Origin of the sequence: Bartonella sp. AA1HLJMS (assembly GCF_042197445.1) — a bacterium.
Lineage (GTDB): Bacteria > Pseudomonadota > Alphaproteobacteria > Rhizobiales > Rhizobiaceae > Bartonella.
On sequence record NZ_JBHIRW010000057.1, the window covers coordinates 4,157 to 5,715 of the forward strand.

Here is a 1,559-nt window from a genome sequence, read left to right on the forward strand (position 1 = left end):
ATCCAATCTATAAGAGGATGCACTCTAGCCCTCAAAAGAGTGCATCCTTCCCCTCAACGGAAACTGCCAAACCCTCATAAAGGCAGTATCCAATCCATGGAAAAGATGCACTCCGCCTTCAATAGAGTGAATCCTTCCCTTCAAGGGTTTTACTCAATTTTCATCGCATCTCATTTTTATGAACCCTCATTTTTATGAATCCTTGGTCAAAGGCACAAAAAGAAGTTTGCTAGCAACCATTGTATCACCCACCTTATGGGATTCCACTTGCCTACAGAGCTTTCAAACTTTTTTACGCCTTCATAAAATCGAATCTAAAAGAATTCATTAAGGCAATTAAGAGTAAATTTTGTCAAAATATAGACAAAGTTTATTCTTTTTTGTGATTGTTGTATTTTTACTATAGTTATTTAAATCGAATTTATATATGATACGTATCGATATTTATTTATCGAAATAAATATAGGAGAAAAACTATGAATATCAGATATTTTTTCATAGCTGGGGCTATTACAAGTGGTTTAGCTCTCGCGATTCAAAAATCTGATCGTATAGTCAATAAACAACCCTCTCCTATTGTTGCTCCTTATACTATTGAGAAAACAAATTTACAGTTTGTTAAACAAGTAAGGGACACATCGGATACATTGAATATACTGAGAGTCAGTAATAGAAGCGCATCAGAACAAGCATCAATCAACGATATATACGATAAAGCAGAAAATTTATTGAATGCAATAGCTGGTTTTTTAGGATCACTTATTATATATTTCGTACAACTTGTTGCTACTAGAATATAAGATACAAAAAGTTCTTAAAGTAAGGTTATATACATTTTGTATATATTGTAAAATTTAAATAAAAAGGCCCTTTATAAAATGGGGCCTTTTTTAGTTTAATTTTTCCTTTGTTTTAGTTTAGTTTTTATTGTGTTTTTATTTTTATTGGCCAAATATCATCGCCTTCAAAAATGCCATTTTTACTTGTCTCACATCTCAAATGACAAAGGCTCTAACTCCCTAGCTTCGCTCCCATAGCGCTTTCGTTAATAAGGGTCCGCAATCTTCTTGTTCTTCCCAAAAATTCTTCTGTTTTCAAGAAAATGACCATGCATCTCCTCTGTCATCGGATTGGTTTACAGATCTCCATGAAGCAGACTGAAAAACACAAAAACACCATAACTTTTTATATCAATATCACCATACTGAAACACTGTTGAAGCTTAACAAGCGCTGCTTCATTGGCAAGGACTTCTTAAAAAGACAAAAAATACCTCAAAGGCAAAAGAGCTTAACACTGCTCAAAAATGCCATTTTTTGCCTTCCTCTCACCTCAAATGACAAAGGCTCTACCCCCGGCTCTACCCCCTAGCTTCCCCCCCATAGCGCTTTAGTCAATGGACCTTCCCCATAGCGCCTTTAGTCAATGGACCTTCCCTCATAACGCTTGAATAAGCAATGATTTATGAGAATTTTCTAACAAAACAACAAAACCATCTTAAAGAAGAGAGTAGAATTTATAATTGATTTTTTCCCCTATTCTTGAGGATCAAGCCATTT

General features: G+C 34.6%; 1 protein-coding gene. It reads left to right on the top strand.

Annotation, left to right across the window (positions count from 1 at the left end; genetic code table 11):
• The first annotated feature begins 476 nt into the window (after positions 1 to 476).
• Entirely contained in the window at positions 477 to 800 is a 324-nt protein-coding gene (locus tag ACFIQE_RS08495) for a hypothetical protein (protein ID WP_375613621.1), read from the top strand.
• The last annotated feature ends 759 nt before the right edge of the window (positions 801 to 1,559 follow it).